This window comes from Citrobacter sp. A316 (assembly GCF_002042945.1).
In the GTDB taxonomy this organism is placed as follows: domain Bacteria; phylum Pseudomonadota; class Gammaproteobacteria; order Enterobacterales; family Enterobacteriaceae; genus Citrobacter; species Citrobacter portucalensis.
Genome location: NZ_MVFZ01000020.1, coordinates 1 through 18,895, shown reverse-complemented (window position 1 = coordinate 18,895; position 18,895 = coordinate 1). Strand labels below are relative to the sequence as shown.

Here is an 18,895-nt window from a genome sequence, read left to right as displayed (position 1 = left end):
TCACTGCTGGGTTTCGACGCGAATAAGATCGGGTGGGAGAGCAACGTTCAGAATGACCGGCTGCCAGGCTTCGCGTTCAGCAAGCTTACGAGAGTATCCACGAGCAATCAGGAATCCGCCCACGCCCCCCAGCACTGCGCCGCTTAATGCCGCAAGATCGGAACCAAACAGCACCTGGAACAGCGCCGCGAAAAGAAACAGTCCTGCCAACGGAGACATGTAGACCAGCATCGCCGATCCCAGCAGGCTACCTTCGGCAATGCCCAGTTCAACTTTTTGACCAGGGGTCAAGGGTTCGTCGCAGGGCACCACGATGGTATGCGTGGTCTGTGGCCCCAGTTTGTTCAGCACGCGGCTCCCGCATCCGGCCCGGGAAGCACAGCTGCTACATGATGCTTTAACATCACAGCTGACCGTCGCCAGACCATTTTGCCAGGAGACGACCGTCGCCCACTCTTTAATCATTGCGCTGCCCTGAACTTGATATTGTCCGCGATACGCTTCGCCGTTTGCGGTGGAAGCTCGCCCACAATCGTAATTTCCGCGTTATCACGCACGCTGGTGCTGACCGTTCTACGGCCGGTACGCAGCAGTTGATCGGCGCTATTCTGCGTCGCACGGTTCACGTTCACGGAGAAACTAAACAGGCCATCAGAATAAAGGCGTGATTCAATTGGCATGTTATCCATCGTCGGCAGCGGACGTCGACTGCTTGAGACCTCACTGAAACCTTGCGGCAACCACGACGGACTCCAGTTGAAGTTGGTTTTCTCCCCCGCAGGAACCGACAGCAACGGTGGTAAATTCGCTTTTGCTAACGTCTGCATGCTATCGCTAACACCGTTATTCACAGTAAAGGCGATGACGCGGAACTGTTCCAGCGTTTCGCCATCACGATCGAGGAGATCGACACGCATTGGCAGCTTGGTCTCCGTGTCCATCCAAACGATATAGCTGTAACGGGTGCCGTCACGCGCCACAACGCGGATCACTTCACAGAGCCGATCGGCAATACGGGTGCGGCCTACTGAGATAAAATCATAGTAGGGAGCAAGGCGTTTGAAATCGGTGTAAATCAGGGATGGCAGAGAATCAACGATATAATCGCCGTTCAGCGTGAACGGTTCGAGACCAGGCTCAAAATAGCTAATTTCGTTGCCGCGTTGCACCACTTCCCGGCGCGGTCCATCCATTTGTAATAGTTGCGCGAGTGGACGGTTATCCTGGCGGGCATGACGATAACGTAGGGATTCAACACCCTGCTTATTGATGCTGACAAATGACAGCTCATAGGTTAGCGACTGGCTGGCCAGATTCATCTGCTGCAACAACGCCCCGGACGCAGGATTGGCCGAGGCGTTTACAGAGAAGAACAGGCTACCAGCCACAAGTGACATGGCAAACCAAAGTTGCTTCATTACTGCGATTGCGTTCCTAAAGTTTGAATTCCTGGCACCTGCACAGCGGCTTGCTGTGTTTGCGCCTGCTCAAACTGAAGCTGTTCAGAGTGCAGTCGACGTTGCAGTTCGTAATCCTGCAACATGGCATTAATACGACGACGCTGCTCCTGTACCTGCTGTTGCTGACCGCCACTTGCCGTCGCGTCAGAAGGTACACCCAGGCTTACCGGACTGGCTTTACCCATCATCGGTAATGTATTAAATACCGGTGTTTCGGGCTGCTGGGACGTTTCAGATTGCCCATTATAGTGCTGGACGCCAACGATAACTGCAAGTGATACGCACGCGGCCACACCCATTTGGGTAAGCTGCGCGGCCCACGGACGCATTTTCTTCCAGAATGGCATTTTCTGCCACTGGTGCGGTGCTGGCTGGGCCTCAGGAATCAATGGCGCCGTCTGACGTACTGGCTCATCCTGGATGGCGGCCATTACGCGGGCGGAAATATCGAAATGGAGAACGTCGGCGGTATCACCTCGCATGGAATCGCGAATCAGGTGATAACTCTCCCAGGTTTTTTGCATTTCCGGGTCGTGAGTTAGCTCTTTGAGTAACTCAGTATCCAGCGTTTCGCCATCCATTAAAGCGGAAAGTTTCTCTTTCTGCATGCCTAATACCTTTTCCAGTATCCCGCTATCGTCAACGCCTGATAAGCGGTTGAACTTTATTATCAATAGCTTCCCTCGCTCGGAAGATACGTGAACGCACCGTACCTACCGGACAATCCATGATAGCGGCTATCTCTTCATAGCTCAGGCCATCCAGCTCCCGCAAGGTTATTGCCATGCGTAAATCTTCCGGGAGGGACTCAATAGTTCGGAAAACTATCTGTCTCAGTTCTTCTGACAACATTAAGTTCTCAGGGTTCGAAATTTCTTTCAGCGCACCGCCACTTTCGTAATTTTCTGCTTCAATCGCATCAATATCACTTGAAGGTGGACGACGCCCCTGAGCGACCAGGTAATTCTTCGCTGTATTGACTGCAATACGATACAGCCAGGTATAAAAAGCACTATCTCCCCGGAACGAGTCCAGCGCACGATAGGCTTTGATAAATGCTTCTTGTACTACATCGGGTACATCACCCGACGGTACATAGCGAGAAACCAGACTCGCCACCTTATGCTGATAGCGCACTACCAGTAGGTTAAAGGCTTTCTGATCTCCCTTCTGGACCCGTTCTACCAGGACCTGGTCCGTTAACTGCTCGCTCATCCGAGGTAAAGTCTCCCCAAACCAAATTTCCACGCGCCTTCGAAACGCCACTCCATCAGCTTCACTATGAGCAAGCAAATGCTTAGAGTGCTCAAGTTTCGTAAAGTTCCGTTACGCATTGTTTTTTGTTTGTCATGTTGTAGACAGGTCTTATCTCTCATTATAAGTCTACATAACCCGATCAACGCACTATCTGTACAGAAATGCCCATTTCACCGCTTGCAGAGTAACCCAACGGGCACTTTATTTCATCACATAATCTGATGCTAACGGCCTGCTTCACAAAATATTTTTGCCTATTTAGCCCTCATCATGCTTTTCTTTCATGTTTAGTCATTGCAACACATTTAAAAATAAAACGTGCAGTATCGCGCAATGTGGTGCTATGGTGACCAAACACTGTTTAGTAAATTAAACAAAGATCATGAATACGACTCCTGAATTATCCTGTGACGTGCTGATCATTGGCAGCGGGGCTGCCGGACTCTCACTGGCGCTGCGCCTGGCTGAAAAACATCAGGTTATTGTGCTGAGCAAAGGGCCGGTCAGCGAAGGCTCGACATTTTATGCCCAGGGCGGTATTGCCGCTGTTTTCGATGAAACCGACAGTATCGACTCCCACGTTGAAGATACGCTGATTGCCGGGGCCGGGCTGTGCGATCGCCATGCGGTTGAGTTTGTCGCCAGCAATGCCCGCACCTGCGTTCAATGGCTTATCGATCAGGGCGTCTTATTTGATACGCAGGTTCAGCCTAACGGCGAAGAGAGTTATCACCTGACCCGTGAAGGCGGTCACAGCCATCGACGCATCCTGCACGCTGCGGATGCTACCGGCAAAGAAGTCGAAACCACCCTCGTCAGCCAGGCACAAAATCATCCCAATATCCGGGTTCTTGAGCGCAGTAATGCTGTCGACCTGATTGTCTCCGATAAAATCGGTCTGCCGGGAACGCGTCGGGTTGTCGGCGCATGGATCTGGAATCGTAATAAAGAAGCCGTCGAAACCTGCCATGCGAAGTCGGTAGTGTTGGCCACCGGCGGTGCGTCAAAGGTGTATCAATACACCACCAATCCGGATATTTCATCGGGTGACGGAATTGCAATGGCCTGGCGCGCGGGATGTCGCGTCGCCAACCTGGAGTTTAACCAGTTTCACCCGACAGCGCTGTATCATCCGCAGGCGCGCAATTTTCTGCTGACCGAAGCGCTGCGCGGCGAAGGCGCGCACCTGAAGCGCCCTGACGGTTCACGCTTTATGCCCGATTTTGACGAGCGCGGCGAACTGGCTCCCCGCGATATTGTCGCCCGCGCCATTGACCATGAAATGAAGCGTCTGGGTGCCGATTGCATGTTCCTCGATATCAGCCATAAGCCGGAAGAATTTGTTCGTCAGCATTTCCCGATGATTTATGAAAAGTTGCTGGGACTGGGCATTGATTTAACCAAAGAGCCGGTTCCCATCGTGCCTGCCGCGCACTATACCTGCGGCGGCGTGATGGTTGATGACTTTGGCCGTACCGATGTCGACGGACTGTATGCGATCGGCGAAGTAAGTTACACCGGCCTGCATGGCGCCAACCGGATGGCATCGAACTCATTGCTGGAGTGTCTGGTTTACGGCTGGTCCGCGGCTGAAGATATCGACAGGCGCATGCCTTATGCTCGCGGCGTTAGCACGCTCCCGGGCTGGGATGAAAGCCGGGTAGAAAATCCGGATGAGTTGGTTGTTATCCAGCATAACTGGCATGAGCTACGGCTGTTCATGTGGGATTACGTCGGTATTGTGCGTACGACCAAGCGCCTGGAGCGCGCTCTGCGCCGTATTACCATGCTGCAACAGGAAATCGACGAGTATTATGCCCATTTTCGCGTGTCGAACAATTTGCTGGAACTGCGTAACCTGGTGCAGGTTGCCGAGCTGATTGTCCGCTGCGCAATGATGCGCAAAGAGAGTCGGGGCCTGCACTACACGCTGGATTATCCAGAGCAGCTTCCAGAAGCAGGCCCGTCCATTCTCTCGCCGCTAAGTCATCACATAAACAGGTAAAATGCCTGGGTCAGCGCCGTGTAACCTTCAGAGTAACGTTGGTCTGGCCCACGAATCACCAGCCTGTCGCTAAAGCACTCCCCGGCCTGCGGGGAGAATGCCAGCAATACCCGATGCGGTAGTCGGGCTTCCGTTTCTGCTACATCCGTACGTAATCGCAGATGCCAGCCCATACTTAATGCCTGCTGGGTAAACGCGTTCCCAATCTGTTCCGGCAGCACGACACAAAAAAAACCGTCTTCCGTAATACTGTCCGCCGCCAGCGTAAGCAACGCCTGGTGATCGAGCGTGGTGGTATAACGCGCCTGCTCGCGCTGCGGTGTAGCACATTCCACGCCCTGTTCATAATAGGGAGGGTTGCTGATTATCAAATCAAAACGCACGGTCTGACGCGGTATCCACTGCTGCGCATCTTCTGTATGAACACTCACGCGATGCATCCACGGAGATTGCGCGATGTTCTCCTGCGCCTGCTGCGCGGCGTCGACATCAAGCTCCACGGCGTCAATGATGACGTTTTCATCAGTGCGCTGGGCCAGCATCAGCGCCAACAGGCCGCTCCCGGTACCAATATCCAGGATCCGCTTTACGCCCGCAACGGGAGCCCAGGCCCCCAATAAAATACCGTCTGTTCCGACTTTCATTGCACAGCGATCGTGTGCCACAAAAAACTGCTTAAAAGTAAATCCATTACGTCTCAGTACGGATGTAGACTGGGGCATGAAGAACAACCTTCCTGGAAAAAAAACGATAACATAGGATAAAAACAATACCTGAGAAGGTATATCCATACAAACAGATGAAGATTGCAGCCGTAACGTCTATAATCAGCGCCCCACTCAGAGGTAGAACATGACTGTAACGACTTTTTCCGAACTTGAACTCGATGAAAGCCTTCTGGATGCCCTCCAGGAAAAAGGTTTCACTCGCCCGACCGCCATTCAGGCTGCCGCCATTCCGCCTGCGCTCGATGGCCGTGATGTACTCGGTTCTGCGCCGACAGGCACCGGTAAAACGGCGGCATATTTGCTGCCAGCGTTGCAGCACCTGCTCGACTTCCCGCGCAAGAAATCTGGTCCGCCGCGCATTTTAATCCTGACGCCAACGCGCGAACTGGCGATGCAGGTTGCCGAACACGCTCGTGAACTGGCGAAGAATACGCATCTGGATATCGCTACGATTACCGGCGGCGTGGCTTACATGAACCACATGGAAGTCTTTAGCGCAAACCAGGACATCGTGGTTGCCACCACGGGTCGTCTGCTGCAATACATTAAAGAAGAAAACTTCGACTGCCATGCGGTTGAGACGCTAATTCTCGATGAAGCTGACCGTATGCTGGACATGGGCTTTGCCCAGGACATCGAGCATATCGCCGGTGAAACCCGCTGGCGTAAGCAAACCATGCTGTTCTCTGCCACGCTGGAAGGCGATGCGATTAAAGATTTTGCCGAGCGTCTGTTGGAAGATCCGGTTGAAGTCTCTGCGGATCCGTCCACCCGCGAACGCAAGAAGATCCATCAGTTTTACTACCGTGCCGATGACATCGAGCACAAAACTGCCATGCTAATCCACCTGTTAAAACAGCCGGAAGCGACTCGCTCGATTGTCTTTGTACGCAAACGCGAGCGTGTGCACGAACTGGCAGGCTGGCTGCGCCAGGCAGGCATTAATAACTGCTATCTCGAAGGCGAGATGGTGCAGAACAAACGTAACGAAGCGATCAAACGCCTGACCGATGGCCGAGTGAACGTGCTGGTAGCAACCGACGTTGCCGCTCGCGGGATCGATATTCCTGACGTCAGCCACGTGTTTAACTTCGACATGCCGCGCAGTGGCGATGCCTATCTGCACCGTATTGGCCGTACCGGTCGTGCTGGCCGTAAAGGCACTGCGATCTCTTTGGTTGAAGCGCACGATCATCTGCTGCTCGGCAAAGCGAGCCGCTATATTGACGAGCCGCTGAAAGCACGCGTCATAGACGAACTGCGTCCAACCACGCGCGCGCCAAGTGAGAAATCTAACGGTAAGCCATCTAAGAAAGTGCTGGCGAAGCGCGCTGAGAAGAAGGCGAAAGAGAAAGAGAAGCCGCGGGTGAAAAAACGTCACCGCGACGCCAAAAATATCGGCAAACGTCGTAAGCCGAGCGGAGCTGCTACTCAGCAGTCCGACAAAGAGTAAACCGAATGCCGGGCGATTTAGCCCGGCATTTTTTCACGTAATGTAAAACTCTCTTCAATACACTCAAGAAACACCCGCATCGCCGGGCTAACGACTTTTCCGGCATGATAACCGCACAATGCAGTAATGAGCTCAGGATTTTCACTGAACGGTAATTCAATCAATTCCCCTGAACGTAGCTCCTTCTCGACGGCAAAACGCGGCAAAAAGCTGACCCCAAGATTTGCCGATACGCACTGCTTAATGCTTTCAATGCTCCATAACTCAATGGTGTTTTCCAACGTAATCTGTCGTTTACGCAGTAGCCCCTCGAAGCGTTGTCTGAAAATACATTGCGGCTCATTAATGATAAAACTGAAAGGAATGTGCTGGTTATGCTGGGTAAAATCAACGTGCTGAAGCAGTGGCGAAGCAACTAATGCCAGTGACTGATCGCCAAGCGGCATCAACTCCAGGGCATCGTCATTACCTACCCGATAAAACACCCCCAGATCGACCTCATCACTGAGCAACGCGTCACGAATGACATAACAATTGAGCGACTGTAAAGACAACCGCACATGAGGCGCACGTTGTTTAAATCGCTGTAAAACCTGTGGCATTTTATACGCCAGCAGCGTTTCGCCTGTCGCGACACGTAGATCGCCGCTCGGCTGCACATCCTGTTGTGCCGACTGTCGAATCGATGCCATCACGCGCGTCAGGTCATGGATATGCGGCATCAGCCGTTTCCCCTCACTGGTGAGACACATCCGGCGACCAATTTTTTCAAACAACTGCACCGAAAGTTCTTGCTCAAGCTGTTGAATATGAAAGGTAACTGTTGATTGCGTACAGCACAGTTTTTGTGATGCCCGCAGAAACGAGCCCTCTTCCACCACCGTTTTTAGCGTAATAAACCGACGTAAATCCATCCGCACCAACCCATCGAAAATATCGAACTCAGAATGCAAAAACATTCATTTTTTTAAATGTTTTATCTCGGGTACTGTCTACTAAAACACAGGAGATAACAAGTGACCTCCACGCTTTTAAGTGCATTCTGGACCTATACATTGATTACCGCGCTAACCCCCGGACCAAACAACATCCTTGCGCTCAGTGCCGCGACGTCACACGGTTTTCGTCAGAGTACACGCGTACTGGCCGGAATGAGTCTGGGCTTTTTATTCGTCATGCTAATGTGCGCCGGGATTTCATTTTCACTGGCGGTCATGGATCCAGCCATCATCCATTGGCTCAGTTGGGCGGGAGCTGCTTATATCCTGTGGCTGGCGCTGAAGATCGCCACCAGCCCGATCTCAAACGATAGATTGCAGTCAGAGCCTATTAGCTTCTGGGCAAGCTTTGGCTTGCAGTTTGTTAACGTGAAAATCATTTTGTACGGCATTACCGCGTTATCCACGTTTGTATTACCGTACACTCAGGACGCACACTGGCTGATTGGGGTAAGTATTCTGTTGGCGCTGATCGGCACCTTCGGGAATGCATGCTGGGCGCTGGCAGGCCATCTTTTTCAGCGCGTTTTTCGCCGTTACGGTCGACAGTTGAATATCATTCTGGCGCTGCTGTTGGTGTATTGTGCGGTGAGGATCTTTTACTAACGGACGTAAAAAAGCGGAAGACGCGCTGGCATCTTCCGCTTTCAGATTCTCTGCTAAACGGGGTTATTCCCCGTGAGCCTTACAGGCTCTCAGTAAAGGTACGAGCAATAACGTCGCGCTGCTGTTCTGGGGTCAGAGAGTTGAAACGCACTGCATAACCAGAAACACGGATTGTCAGCTGCGGGTATTTTTCCGGATGCTTAACAGCATCTTCCAACGTTTCGCGACGCAGAACGTTTACGTTCAGGTGCTGACCACCTTCCACGCGGACTTCCGGCTGTACGTCTACCGGTACTTCACGGTATTCGATTTCGCCCAGTTTGCTGACTGCAACGACTTCATCAGCATTGAAACCTGCTTTCGCAACGATGCAGCGTGCTTCGCCTTTTTCGCTGTCCAGCAGCCAGAAAGAGTTCAGCAGGTCGTCGTTTGCAGCTTTAGTAATCTGGATACCTGTAATCATTTGATGCCTCCCCGGCAAAATTATTTGATCTCGGTTGGCCGTCATCCGGCCAATTGGTAAAACCATTGTTGCTTGAGTGTATATATACCCCTCACACACCCTTGATTCTTTGATTTAAATCAATAAAAACCACACATGAAAAGTGGTGATAGGTGGATTTTATTGTTTTACATCAACTTACGCCATGTACACAGCTAAACTTTTTACATAAATTTTCAACTATCTTTAAGGGGTAGACCATTGAGAAACGTACAGAATTTTGCGACGTCGAAAGAAGCAGTTAAGCTAGGGGGATTGAAAATTCGCAGGAGAGCGAGATGGCCACCGAATTAACCTGGCACGATGTGCTGGCTGAAGAGAAACAGCAGCCTTATTTTGTTAACACGCTTCATACTGTTGCCGGCGAGCGTCAGTCGGGTATGACAATTTATCCGCCGCAAAAAGATGTGTTTAACGCTTTTCGCTTTACCGAGCTTGGCGACGTGAAAGTTGTCATCCTGGGTCAGGATCCTTACCACGGTCCAGGCCAGGCACACGGTCTCGCGTTCTCTGTCCGCCCAGGTATTGCCACCCCACCCTCGTTGCTGAACATGTACAAAGAGCTGGAGGCAACGATTCCAGGCTTCACGCGCCCAGCGCACGGATATCTGGAAAGCTGGGCACGCCAGGGGGTACTGTTACTCAACACCGTACTCACCGTCCGCGCCGGTCAGGCACATTCTCACGCCAGCCTTGGGTGGGAAACATTTACCGATAAAGTCATCAGCCTGATTAACCAACATCGGGAAGGCGTGGTTTTCCTGCTCTGGGGTTCTCACGCACAGAAGAAAGGCGCGATTATTGATACGCAGCGTCACCATGTGTTGAAAGCGCCCCACCCATCACCGCTCTCTGCGCATCGCGGTTTCTTTGGCTGCAATCACTTTGTTCTGGCGAATGAGTGGCTGGAACAACGAGGTGAAAAGCCGATTGACTGGATGCCAGTATTACCCGCAGAAAGTGAGTAAAAAAATGCCAGCGATTCGCTGGCATTTTTATTATCAGGCTTTGTTCTGACGCCACCACTCCGCGAGCAGCACGCCTGTTGCCACAGAAACGTTGAGCGTTTCTACCTTGCCAGTGCCGTCAATTGCAACGCACAGGTCGTCGGCTGAACATGCTGCTTCTGGCAGAGCTTCACGCTCACGCCCTAATACCAGCACCATTTTTTCCGGCAGCGTGGTAGTAAACAGCGGTTTGCCTTTCGCGCTTGAGGTCATCACAACCGTGTAACCCGCCTGGCGGAAGTCGTCCAGTACATCAACGATGCTGTCACCGGTGATAGGTTGAACGTGCTCAGCCCCGCCCTCAGCGGTACGGATAGCCGCACCTGATTCCAGCAGCGCCGCATCTTGTACCACCACGCCTTTCACACCGAAGTGCGCGCAGCTACGCATCATGCCGCCCAGGTTATGCGGGTTAGCGATATCTTCCAGTGCCAGCACGCAATCCTGCGCCCCTGCCTGTCCGACCCACTGCTTAACGGTAGTACCGTTACGTTTTTTGATCAGGAAACAGACTCCACCGTGATGTTCTGTGCCAGAGGCTTTCGCCAGCTCGGCTTCGTCAACCACGTGATAGGCTTTGCGGTTTGCCGCCATCCAGCGTAATGCTTCTTTAAAGCGTGGGGTTACGCTCTGAACAAACCAGGCGCGGACGATGGCGTCCGGACGACTCTGGAACAGAGCCTGACAGGCATTCTCACCGTAAACGCGGGTTTCTTCCGCGCGCTGACGGCGTAATACTTCAGGATCGATAAAGCTCTTACCGCTAATACCGCCGTGATCGGCTTTATCCGCTGCGTCATCATTCGGTGCGCGGGACACGGTACGCCACGGTGAATCTTCACGTCTGCGGTCACGTTCTACATCGCGGTCACGACCACGTTCACGACCGCGTTCGCTGTTCGGACCCTTTCGGTCATCACGGGCAGGGCGACGACCGCCTTCGGCTCGGGAAGTACCGGGGCGACCGCCGCCTTTGCCAGTACGTGGATTTTGGGTGCGTTTATCCGAGTCATCGTCACTGCGGACGTACATCACTTTGACCTTGCCGTTTTTGTTCTTCAGTTCGTCGCTCATGTTTTTCTCCACCTGCTCTGCGCGAAGCGCGCAGATTACCCGATGTGCACGTCGTTAGCCATTATTTCATTTAAAAGCTAAGGACTATTGTACTCATTGAATAAAACGCATTGTTGTTTAGAACAGACTCCCCGATAATATGTAACATAATAGAAACATATCGGCGTTCCTGCCGTGAAGTCCACTCCACTCATCCAGAGGTTAGTTATGAATACCGTTTGTACCAGCTGCCAGGCTATCAACCGCATCCCCGACGATCGTGTCCAGGAAGCGGCTAAATGCGGACGCTGTGGTCACGACCTGTTTGATGGGGAGGTGATCAATGCGACCGGTGAAACACTGGATAAACTGTTAAAAGACGATCTCCCGGTGGTCGTTGACTTTTGGGCCCCCTGGTGTGGTCCATGTCGTAACTTCGCCCCAATTTTTGAAGATGTCGCGGAAGAGCGTAGCGGTAAAGTGCGTTTCGTTAAAGTGAATACGGAAGCCGAGCGTGAACTCAGCGCCCGTTTCGGTATCCGCAGCATTCCGACCATCATGATCTTCAGAAAAGGTGAAATCGTCGACATGCTTAACGGCGCTGTACCAAAAGCCCCGTTTGATAGCTGGCTTAACGAATCATTATAATCTCTACGGGGCACATCTTGTGCCCCGTTTTCACCTCTGCGACAATAGCGTTTTTCAACGTGTTTCCCCATGACCGATAACGCTGTTCTTCAGTTACGCGCTGAGCGCCTCGCGCGCGCCACGCGTCCTTTCCTTGCCCGAGGTAATCGCGTTCGCCGCTGTCAGCGCTGCCTGCTGCCGCAGAAACTCTGCTTGTGCGCAACGCTGGTGCCCTCTGAGGCAAAAAGTCGCTTTTGTCTGGTGATGTTTGATACCGAGCCGATGAAGCCCAGCAACACGGGGCGTTTAATTGCTGATATTCTGCCCGATACCACGGCTTTTCAGTGGTCACGCACCGAGCCGCCGCAGGCGCTGCTGGAACTGGTGAAAAATCCGGATTACCAGCCGATGGTTGTATTCCCGGCCTCCTATGCGGGTGAAGAGCGTGAAGTAATTTTCACGCCACCAGCCGGTAAACCACCGTTATTTATTATGCTTGATGGTACCTGGCCTGAGGCACGTAAAATGTTCCGCAAAAGCCCGTACCTTGATAACCTGCCGGTAATCTCCGTTGATTTATCACGCCTTTCTGCTTACCACCTGCGTGGCGTTCACGCCGAAGGGCAATATTGCACTGCCGAAGTGGCCATCGCCTTGTTGGATCTGGCGGGAGATACGCAAGCTGCGGAAGGGTTAAGCGATCATTTTACTCGCTTTAAAACCCGCTACCTGGCAGGAAAAACTCAACATCAGGGAAGCGTCACAGCAGATTCATCAGAAAACGTTTAAAATCATTCGGTCACTGGTGTCATTAAGGAAGCCGATATGAGTCAGCGTGGTCTGGAAGCACTACTGCGACCGAAATCCATTGCGGTGATTGGGGCATCAATGAAGCCTAATCGCGCGGGTTACCTGATGATGCGTAACCTGCTTGCCGGCGGTTTCAATGGACCTGTTTTACCGGTGACGCCCGCATGGAAAGCGGTGTTGGGCGTACTGGCGTGGCCCAATATCAACAGCCTGCCTTTTAGCCCGGATCTCGCCGTGTTGTGTACCAATGCCAGCCGTAACCTGGCGTTACTCGAAGCGCTTGGCGAGAAAGGCTGTAAAACCTGCATTATTCTCTCAGCTCCCACGGCGCAGCACGCAGAACTGCTGGCCTGCGCATCACGCTACAACATACGTTTGCTGGGCCCCAACAGCCTGGGGCTTCTCGCGCCCTGGCAGGGACTTAACGCCAGCTTTTCCCCCGTCCCGATTAAGCGCGGCAAGCTGGCTTTTATCTCTCAATCCGCCGCCGTATCCAATACCATACTCGACTGGGCACAGCAGAGAGAAATGGGCTTTTCTTACTTTATCGCGCTGGGTGATAGCCTGGATATCGACGTTGATGAGTTGCTGGATTACCTCGCGCGCGACAGCAAAACCAGCGCGATATTGCTGTATCTCGAACATTTAAGTGATGCCCGGCGCTTTGTTTCCGCCGCCCGCAGCGCCTCGCGCAATAAACCTATTCTGGTGATTAAGAGCGGCCGCAGCCCTGCAGCGCAGCGTTTACTGCATACCAGCGCCGGGATGGATCCTGCGTGGGATGCAGCTATTCAGCGCGCCGGTTTATTACGCGTACAAGACACTCATGAGCTGTTCTCAGCAGTCGAAACCTTGAGCCACATGCGTCCACTACGTGGCGACAGGCTGATGATCATCAGCAATGGGGCCGCGCCTGCCGCACTGGCATTAGATGAACTGTGGTCAAAAAATGGCAAGTTGGCAACGTTGAGTGAAGACACCTGCCAGAAATTACGCGATGCATTGCCTGAACATGTTGATATCGCCAACCCGCTGGATCTGCGTGATGACGCCAGCAGCGAACACTACGTTAAGACGCTGGATATTTTGCTCGCCAGCCAGGATTTCGACGCGTTGATGGTGATTCATTCACCCAGCGCAGCCGCTCCCGGAACCGAAAGCGCACAGGCATTGATTGAAGCGGTAAAGCATCATCCGCGAGGAAAATTCGTCTCGTTGCTGACCAACTGGTGCGGAGAGTTTTCCTCTCAGGAAGCCCGCAGACTGTTTAGCGAAGCCGGACTGCCTACCTACCGTACGCCAGAAGGGACTATCACCGCATTTATGCATATGGTGGAGTATCGGCGTAACCAGAAGCAGCTGCGGGAAACGCCTGCGCTGCCTGACAGCCTGACCTCCAACACCGCCGAAGCGCATAATCTGTTACAGCGGGCGATTGCTGAAGGCGCAACATCGCTTGATACCCATGAAGTGCAGCCGATTTTACAGGCTTATGGCTTACATACGCTGCCAACGTGGATCGCCAGCGACAGCGCGGAAGCCGTACACATCGCGGAGCAAATCGGCTACCCTGTGGCGCTCAAGCTGCGCTCTCCTGATATCCCGCATAAGTCGGAAGTTCAGGGGGTAATGCTCTACCTGCGTACAGCAACAGAAGTGCAGCAGGCTGCCAATGCCATTTTCGATCGGGTAAAAATGGCCTGGCCACAAGCACGCATTCACGGTTTATTAGTACAAAGTATGGCGAATCGCGCTGGTGCTCAGGAACTTCGCGTCGTCGTTGAACACGACCCGGTATTTGGCCCGTTGATTATGCTGGGTGAAGGTGGTGTTGAGTGGCGACCGGAAGATCAAGCCGTGGTGGCATTGCCGCCATTAAATATGAATCTGGCGCGTTATCTGGTGATCCAGGGGATCAAAAATAAAAAGATCCGCGCGCGTAGCGCACTGCGCCCATTGGATATCGCCGGGTTGAGCCAACTTCTGGTGCAGGTCTCCAACCTGATCGTCGACTGTCCGGAAATTCAGCGTCTGGATATTCATCCGCTGCTGGCCTCCGCCGGTGAATTTACCGCACTGGATGTCACACTGGACATTGCCCCTTTCACGGGAGATAACGAAAGCAGATTGGCTGTACGTCCCTACCCCCATCAGCTTGAAGAGTGGGTGGAGTTGAAAAACGGCGAGCGCTGTCTGTTCCGCCCCATTTTGCCGGAGGATGAACCTCATCTACAGCAGTTCATTTCTCAAGTGACAAAAGAAGATCTTTATTATCGCTATTTCAGTGAGATCAACGAATTTACCCACGAAGATTTAGCCAATATGACGCAGATCGACTACGATCGGGAAATGGCCTTTGTTGCGGTGCGTTGTAAAGATAATCATGAAGAGATCCTCGGCGTAACGCGAGCGATCTCGGATCCTGATAACGTTGACGCCGAGTTTGCCGTATTGGTTCGTTCCGATCTCAAAGGGCTTGGACTGGGTCGCCGATTGATGGAAAAATTAATTGCCTACACTCGAGATCACGGACTTATACGTTTGAATGGTATTACGATGCCGAACAATCGTGGGATGGTCGCCCTGGCCCGAAAACTCGGGTTTGTTGTTGACGTCCAGCTCGAAGAGGGAATTGTTGGGCTAACGCTTAATCTGGCCCAATGTGAGGAATCGTGAGTAAGGTACTGGAAATGTTGACCACATTAATGGGCACTGGTGGTATCATTGCCCGCTTATGTCGTCTGCATAGCACAGAGGACCCTTCAATGAACAGAGAAGAAATGCACTGTGATGTTGTCAAAATTTAAGCGTAATAAACATCAACAACACCTTGCCCAACTACCCAAGATTTCTCAGTCAGTTGATGATGTAGATTTCTTTTATGCTCCCGCTAATTTCAGGGAGACTCTGCTGGAAAAAATAGCCAGCGCGACGCGACGGATCTGCATTATTGCGCTGTACCTGGAACAGGATGACGGTGGTAAAGGCATACTTGACGCTCTCTATGCGGCAAAACGGCAGCGTCCTGAACTGGATGTCCGAGTGCTTGTCGACTGGCACCGAGCCCAGCGCGGTCGTATTGGGGCTGCGGCATCCAATACCAATGCTGACTGGTATTGCCGAATGGCGCAAGAAAACCCTGGTATCGATATTCCTGTCTATGGCGTTCCGATTAACACCCGTGAAGCGCTTGGCGTCCTGCATTTCAAAGGCTTTATTATCGATGACAGCGTCCTGTACAGCGGGGCAAGTCTGAACGATGTTTACCTGCATCAGCATGATAAATATCGATATGACCGTTATCAGTTGATTCGCAATGCGCAAATGGCCGATATCATGTTCGATTGGGTCGCGCAGAACCTGATGAAGGGTCGCGGCGTTAACCGCCTTGATGATGTTAATCGCCCGAAAAGCCCGGAAATTAAAAACGACATCCGCTTATACCGTCAGGAACTGCGCGATGCGTCATTCCATTTTCAGGGTGATGCTGATAACGAACAGCTTTCGGTGACGCCTCTGGTGGGCCTTGGGAAATCCAGTCTGTTAAATAAGACCATTTTCCATCTTATGCCCTGCGCGGAGCACAAGCTCACAATCTGTACCCCTTATTTCAACCTGCCCGCCATACTCGTGCGCAATATCATTCAACTGCTGCGTGAAGGGAAAAAGGTTGAAATCATTGTCGGTGATAAAACTGCCAACGACTTTTTCATTCCGGAAGATGAGCCATTCAAGATCATCGGCGCGCTGCCTTATCTGTATGAAATAAATCTGCGCCGCTTCCTGAGCAGATTGCAGTATTATGTGAATACCGACCAGTTGGTCGTACGCCTATGGAAAGATGATGACAACACCTATCATCTGAAAGGTATGTGGGTTGATGATAAATGGATGCTGCTCACCGGCAACAACCTTAACCCTCGCGCCTGGCGTCTGGATCTGGAAAACGCCATCCTTATCCACGATCCTAAGCAAGAGCTCACCGCTCAGCGCGATAAAGAGCTGGAGCTTATCCGTACGCATACGACAGTGGTTAAGCACTATCGCGACCTGCAGAGCATTGCCGACTATCCGGTAAAAGTACGCAAGCTCATCCGTCGACTACGCCGTATTCGTATCGACAGATTGATTAGCCGAATTCTGTAATCAAGACCCCGTCCAGTGACGGGGTTTTTCATATGGAGGCAACGGTGCGCCTGTTCATTCTTACCAGTATCCTGGCCATTTCTGGCTGCAGCCACATGGCTAACGACCAGTGGAGCGGGCAAGACAAAGCTCAACACTTCATCGCCTCTGCCATGCTTGCCGCAGCCGGCAATGAATATGCCCAACATCAGGGCAACAGCCGCAATCGCAGTGCGGCTATCGGCCTGATGTTCTCAGTCAGCCTGGGCGCGTCAAAAGAGCTGTGGGACAGCCGTCCAGCTGGGAGCGGCTGGAGCTGGAAGGACTTCGCCTGGGATGTTGCAGGCGCGTCTACCGGCTATGCTGTCTGGCAACTGGCACATTACTAGAGGCGCAGACCTTTCCCCTTCCCATGCAGCATTAGCGATACTAAAAACGCAACTACTGCCAGCGCAGTGACGTACCAGAAGAATGTCGTTTCCATACCAACAGACTTCAGGGACAACGCCACATATTCAGCTGAACCGCCAAACAGCGCATTGGCCACCGCATAAGATAAGCCAACTCCCAGAGCGCGCACCTGCGCCGGGAACATTTCGGCCTTCAAAATACCGCTGATTGACGTATAGAAACTCACGATTAACAGGGCACACATCACCAGAGCAAAAGCCATGTAAGGGGATGTCACGCTTTGCAATGCTGTCAGAATGGGAACGGTGAAAATCGCGGCCAACGCGCCAAAACACAGCATTGAAGTACGTCGGCCTATTTTATCTGACAAGGCGCCGAACAGCGGTTGTACCAGCATGAACACACACAGTGCCGCCGTCATAATCCCGCTGGCTACGTTGGCATGCATACCGGCTGTGTTAACCAGGTACTTCTGCATATAGGTTGTGAACGTGTAAAAACACAACGAACCCGCGGCGGTAAAGCCAAGCACCATGACAAAGGCTTTGCGATTACGCCACAGACCTTTCAGAGAGCCCGCTTCTTTCAGCGCGCGAACGTCCTGTTTAGAGGTTTCATCCAACTGGCGACGCAGCCATAGCGCAACAATAGCCAGCACGGCGCCCAACGCAAATGGAATACGCCAACCCCACTCTCTGAGCGCTGAGTCTTCTAACGTTTGCTGTAATATGACCACAACCAGCAATGCCAGTAACTGTCCGCCAATTAACGTTACATACTGGAATGAAGCATAAAAACCTTTCTTACCTTCAACGGCTACTTCACTCATATAGGTCGCGCTGGTTCCGTATTCACCACCGACAGATAACCCCTGGAATAGTCTGGCCAGCAGTAATAGCGCAGGAGCCCAGGTACCGATAGTTTCATATCCAGGAAGACAAGCGATCACCAACGATCCCATACACATCATACAAACTGACAGCAACATAGACTTTTTACGCCCGTGCTTATCTGCGATGCGACCAAACAGCCAGCCACCAATTGGTCGCATCAAGAAGCCTGCGGCAAACACGCCCGCGGTTTGTAAGAGTTGCGTGGTGGTATTTCCGGAGGGAAAAAAGATATGAGCAAAATAAAGAGAACAGAATGAATAGATATAGAAATCAAACCATTCGACCAGATTCCCTGAGGATGCTCCGACAATCGCCCATATACGACGACGGGTATCGCCGTCTGCCAGCGCCCCGTTCTCAGTTACACTACTATCAGCCATTAGAATTGTACCCCTGCCAACGATCGCGTGAATTTATCAATGATGGTTGTGTGTTTTTTAGTGAATTAAATGTTATATAATTGTTATATCTTATTGTGCGGGAAAGATCACGATTTTAATTAGCAGAGAAAGGATTCAGATATTTTCGAGGGAGAGATCCAAGTTATCGGTCAGAAATAGCGTAGGCTTTTGTAGGCCGGACAAGGCTGTGCGCAGCATCCGGCAGTATGATGCGGGATTGCCTGATGTGCTACGTTTATCAGGCCTACAAAATACATTCAGTCCAGCGCCTGTAGGCCGGATAAGGCAATACGCCGCATCCGGCAATGTGCAGATGTGTTGCCTGATGCGCTGCGCTTATCAGGCCTGCAGAATACGTTCAGTCCGGCGGTTTTTACCCCGCACAGACGCAAAAAAGCCCATCCGTCAGGATGGGCTTCTTCACTTTAATTGATGCCTGGCAGTTCCCTACTCTCGCATGGGGAGACCCCACACTACCATCGGCGCTACGGCGTTTCACTTCTGAGTTCGGCATGGGGTCAGGTGGGACCACCGCGCTACAGCCGCCAGGCAAATTCTG

19 protein-coding genes and 1 rRNA gene are annotated in these 18,895 nt (G+C 52.2%); 9 read left to right on the top strand and 11 right to left on the bottom strand.

Annotated features, from left to right (window positions below; translation table 11 throughout):
* Genes rseC through rseD form a run of 5 tightly spaced genes read right to left on the bottom strand, consistent with a single transcriptional unit; the run spans position 1 to position 2,794 of the window.
* The gene (gene rseC, locus BZK41_RS21200) at positions 1-465 is read right to left on the bottom strand and encodes a SoxR-reducing system protein RseC (RefSeq protein WP_003037576.1); all 465 of its coding nucleotides are present in this window, start codon (positions 463-465) and stop codon (positions 1-3) included.
* Positions 462-1,418 (bottom strand): sigma-E factor regulatory protein RseB, encoded by a 957-nt coding sequence (rseB, locus tag BZK41_RS21195; protein ID WP_003037575.1) that lies wholly within the window; start codon positions 1,416-1,418, stop codon positions 462-464. Before rseB ends, rseC begins: the two co-directional genes overlap by 4 nt.
* On the bottom strand, positions 1,418-2,068 hold the full coding sequence (gene rseA, locus BZK41_RS21190) for an anti-sigma-E factor RseA (RefSeq protein WP_008785497.1): 651 nt from the start codon (positions 2,066-2,068) through the stop codon (positions 1,418-1,420). The genes rseB and rseA overlap by 1 nt, the downstream gene beginning before the upstream one ends.
* A 31-nt stretch (positions 2,069-2,099) precedes the next feature.
* Positions 2,100-2,675: an RNA polymerase sigma factor RpoE gene (gene rpoE / locus BZK41_RS21185; RefSeq protein WP_003037573.1), complete on the bottom strand. Its 576-nt coding sequence runs from the start codon at positions 2,673-2,675 to the stop codon at positions 2,100-2,102.
* A complete protein-coding gene (rseD, locus tag BZK41_RS27085; RefSeq protein ID WP_223306697.1) occupies positions 2,672-2,794 on the bottom strand; it encodes a rpoE leader peptide RseD in 123 nt (40 codons plus the stop codon). The genes rpoE and rseD overlap by 4 nt, the downstream gene beginning before the upstream one ends.
* 305 nt (positions 2,795-3,099) lie before the next feature.
* Between rseD and nadB the strand changes: the two genes are divergently transcribed.
* Positions 3,100-4,722: an L-aspartate oxidase gene (gene nadB / locus BZK41_RS21175; RefSeq protein WP_003037572.1), complete on the top strand. Its 1,623-nt coding sequence runs from the start codon at positions 3,100-3,102 to the stop codon at positions 4,720-4,722.
* On the opposite strand, the gene trmN is transcribed toward nadB, so the two are convergent.
* Entirely contained in the window at positions 4,707-5,444 is a 738-nt protein-coding gene (gene trmN / locus BZK41_RS21170; protein WP_079939470.1) for a tRNA(1)(Val) (adenine(37)-N(6))-methyltransferase TrmN, read from the bottom strand. The two genes, nadB and trmN, sit on opposite strands and share 16 nt — an antisense overlap.
* Positions 5,445-5,574: 130 nt before the next feature.
* Between trmN and srmB the strand changes: the two genes are divergently transcribed.
* Positions 5,575-6,903, top strand: a complete 1,329-nt coding sequence (srmB, locus tag BZK41_RS21165; RefSeq protein WP_079939469.1) for an ATP-dependent RNA helicase SrmB — start codon at positions 5,575-5,577, stop codon at positions 6,901-6,903.
* A 17-nt stretch (positions 6,904-6,920) separates the two neighbouring features.
* On the opposite strand, the gene BZK41_RS21160 is transcribed toward srmB, so the two are convergent.
* Positions 6,921-7,817 carry a LysR family transcriptional regulator gene (locus BZK41_RS21160; protein ID WP_139762641.1) on the bottom strand — a complete coding sequence of 299 codons (897 nt, stop codon included), beginning with the start codon at positions 7,815-7,817 and terminating at the stop codon, positions 6,921-6,923.
* A 102-nt stretch (positions 7,818-7,919) separates the two neighbouring features.
* Here BZK41_RS21160 and eamB point away from each other — a divergent pair, with 102 nt between their 5' ends.
* Complete coding sequence (gene eamB / locus BZK41_RS21155) at positions 7,920-8,507, top strand: cysteine/O-acetylserine transporter (RefSeq protein ID WP_079939467.1); 588 nt, start codon at positions 7,920-7,922, stop codon at positions 8,505-8,507.
* A 79-nt stretch (positions 8,508-8,586) separates the two neighbouring features.
* Here eamB and grcA read toward each other — a convergent pair whose 3' ends face one another.
* Complete coding sequence (gene grcA, locus BZK41_RS21150; RefSeq protein WP_003037563.1) at positions 8,587-8,970, bottom strand: autonomous glycyl radical cofactor GrcA; 384 nt, start codon at positions 8,968-8,970, stop codon at positions 8,587-8,589.
* Between the two features lie 317 nt (positions 8,971-9,287).
* Here grcA and ung point away from each other — a divergent pair, with 317 nt between their 5' ends.
* Positions 9,288-9,977 carry a uracil-DNA glycosylase gene (gene ung / locus BZK41_RS21145; protein WP_079939466.1) on the top strand — a complete coding sequence of 230 codons (690 nt, stop codon included), beginning with the start codon at positions 9,288-9,290 and terminating at the stop codon, positions 9,975-9,977.
* A gap of 33 nt (positions 9,978-10,010) precedes the next feature.
* Here ung and BZK41_RS21140 read toward each other — a convergent pair whose 3' ends face one another.
* Entirely contained in the window at positions 10,011-11,090 is a 1,080-nt protein-coding gene (locus BZK41_RS21140; RefSeq protein ID WP_048234691.1) for a tRNA/rRNA methyltransferase, read from the bottom strand.
* Positions 11,091-11,297: 207 nt separating this feature from the next.
* Here BZK41_RS21140 and trxC point away from each other — a divergent pair, with 207 nt between their 5' ends.
* From trxC to BZK41_RS21110, 5 genes are all read left to right on the top strand, one after another.
* Positions 11,298-11,717 (top strand): thioredoxin TrxC, encoded by a 420-nt coding sequence (trxC, locus tag BZK41_RS21130; RefSeq protein WP_003037559.1) that lies wholly within the window; start codon positions 11,298-11,300, stop codon positions 11,715-11,717.
* A gap of 69 nt (positions 11,718-11,786) precedes the next feature.
* Positions 11,787-12,485: a tRNA-uridine aminocarboxypropyltransferase gene (gene tapT, locus BZK41_RS21125; protein ID WP_079939465.1), complete on the top strand. Its 699-nt coding sequence runs from the start codon at positions 11,787-11,789 to the stop codon at positions 12,483-12,485.
* Between the two features lie 36 nt (positions 12,486-12,521).
* Complete coding sequence (pat, locus tag BZK41_RS21120; RefSeq protein WP_079939464.1) at positions 12,522-15,182, top strand: protein lysine acetyltransferase; 2,661 nt, start codon at positions 12,522-12,524, stop codon at positions 15,180-15,182.
* Positions 15,183-15,296: 114 nt separating this feature from the next.
* The gene (gene pssA / locus BZK41_RS21115) at positions 15,297-16,652 is read left to right on the top strand and encodes a CDP-diacylglycerol--serine O-phosphatidyltransferase (protein WP_079939463.1); all 1,356 of its coding nucleotides are present in this window, start codon (positions 15,297-15,299) and stop codon (positions 16,650-16,652) included.
* A 44-nt stretch (positions 16,653-16,696) separates the two neighbouring features.
* Positions 16,697-17,020: a YfiM family lipoprotein gene (locus BZK41_RS21110; protein ID WP_079939520.1), complete on the top strand. Its 324-nt coding sequence runs from the start codon at positions 16,697-16,699 to the stop codon at positions 17,018-17,020.
* On the opposite strand, the gene BZK41_RS21105 is transcribed toward BZK41_RS21110, so the two are convergent.
* Together BZK41_RS21105 and rrf are read right to left on the bottom strand one after the other, a co-directional pair.
* Positions 17,017-18,315, bottom strand: a complete 1,299-nt coding sequence (locus BZK41_RS21105) for an MFS transporter (protein WP_079939462.1) — start codon at positions 18,313-18,315, stop codon at positions 17,017-17,019. The genes BZK41_RS21110 and BZK41_RS21105 overlap by 4 nt on opposite strands.
* A 455-nt stretch (positions 18,316-18,770) precedes the next feature.
* Positions 18,771-18,886, bottom strand: a 5S ribosomal RNA gene (gene rrf / locus BZK41_RS21100).
* Positions 18,887-18,895: the final 9 nt, after the last annotated feature.

Coding starts and splice junctions, on each gene's coding strand:
- pat (WP_079939464.1), top strand. CDS start 12,522: ATGAGTCAGCGTGGTCTGGAAGCACTACTGCGACCGAAATCCATTGCG.
- trxC (WP_003037559.1), top strand. CDS start 11,298: ATGAATACCGTTTGTACCAGCTGCCAGGCTATCAACCGCATCCCCGAC.
- tapT (WP_079939465.1), top strand. CDS start 11,787: ATGACCGATAACGCTGTTCTTCAGTTACGCGCTGAGCGCCTCGCGCGC.
- BZK41_RS21140 (WP_048234691.1), bottom strand. CDS start 11,090: ATGAGCGACGAACTGAAGAACAAAAACGGCAAGGTCAAAGTGATGTAC.
- pssA (WP_079939463.1), top strand. CDS start 15,297: ATGTTGTCAAAATTTAAGCGTAATAAACATCAACAACACCTTGCCCAA.
- BZK41_RS21105 (WP_079939462.1), bottom strand. CDS start 18,315: ATGGCTGATAGTAGTGTAACTGAGAACGGGGCGCTGGCAGACGGCGAT.
- rseA (WP_008785497.1), bottom strand. CDS start 2,068: ATGCAGAAAGAGAAACTTTCCGCTTTAATGGATGGCGAAACGCTGGAT.
- BZK41_RS21160 (WP_139762641.1), bottom strand. CDS start 7,817: ATGGATTTACGTCGGTTTATTACGCTAAAAACGGTGGTGGAAGAGGGC.
- srmB (WP_079939469.1), top strand. CDS start 5,575: ATGACTGTAACGACTTTTTCCGAACTTGAACTCGATGAAAGCCTTCTG.
- ung (WP_079939466.1), top strand. CDS start 9,288: ATGGCCACCGAATTAACCTGGCACGATGTGCTGGCTGAAGAGAAACAG.
- nadB (WP_003037572.1), top strand. CDS start 3,100: ATGAATACGACTCCTGAATTATCCTGTGACGTGCTGATCATTGGCAGC.
- rseB (WP_003037575.1), bottom strand. CDS start 1,418: ATGAAGCAACTTTGGTTTGCCATGTCACTTGTGGCTGGTAGCCTGTTC.
- rseD (WP_223306697.1), bottom strand. CDS start 2,794: ATGCGTAACGGAACTTTACGAAACTTGAGCACTCTAAGCATTTGCTTG.
- trmN (WP_079939470.1), bottom strand. CDS start 5,444: ATGCCCCAGTCTACATCCGTACTGAGACGTAATGGATTTACTTTTAAG.
- grcA (WP_003037563.1), bottom strand. CDS start 8,970: ATGATTACAGGTATCCAGATTACTAAAGCTGCAAACGACGACCTGCTG.
- rseC (WP_003037576.1), bottom strand. CDS start 465: ATGATTAAAGAGTGGGCGACGGTCGTCTCCTGGCAAAATGGTCTGGCG.
- rpoE (WP_003037573.1), bottom strand. CDS start 2,675: ATGAGCGAGCAGTTAACGGACCAGGTCCTGGTAGAACGGGTCCAGAAG.